This window comes from Aeromicrobium phragmitis (assembly GCF_003674095.1).
In the GTDB taxonomy this organism is placed as follows: Bacteria; Actinomycetota; Actinomycetes; order Propionibacteriales; family Nocardioidaceae; genus Aeromicrobium; species Aeromicrobium phragmitis.
In genome coordinates this window covers 1-384 of the sequence record NZ_RDBF01000149.1, presented here as the reverse complement: position 1 = coordinate 384, position 384 = coordinate 1, and the positions used below count along the sequence as shown (strand labels likewise).

The window sequence follows — 384 nt, the reverse complement described above, 5'->3', positions numbered from 1 at the left end:
CGTGATGCCGACGCCGCATGCGGCGAGCTGCGGACGCGCTTCCTCGGGGTCGATCGTCTCGATCAGGCCCGCGTCGCGCAGCGCGGGGTAGAAACGGTTGCCGCGCCGCGCGAAGTGCAGACCCGTCGCGGCACTCACGAGTCCGGGATTGATGCCCACGAACAGCAGTGCGAGTTCGCCCTCGGGGAGGAGGTCGGGGATCGTGCGTCCTGCGAAGGACTCGAGCTCCGCGCGGCTCCACCGACTCCTGACGCTCACGACGGCCAGCCTAGGGCCTCGCGGGCTCAGACGTCGGCGTACTGCACCCCGGTCGCGTGCAGCGGGCAGTAGCCGAACGGGTTCTTCACCAGGTACTGCTGGTGGTATTCCTCGGCGTAGTAGTAC

General features: G+C 68.8%; 1 protein-coding gene and 1 pseudogene. Both read right to left on the bottom strand.

Features of this window, described 5'->3' with window-relative positions:
• Nucleotides 1–258 (bottom strand): uracil-DNA glycosylase family protein (locus tag D9V41_RS16715; RefSeq protein WP_341770340.1); only part of this gene is annotated, 258 nt, incomplete at its 3' end.
• Nucleotides 259–284: 26 nt separating this feature from the next.
• Nucleotides 285–384, bottom strand: a pseudogene (locus D9V41_RS16710) (peptide-methionine (S)-S-oxide reductase); the annotation flags it as partial.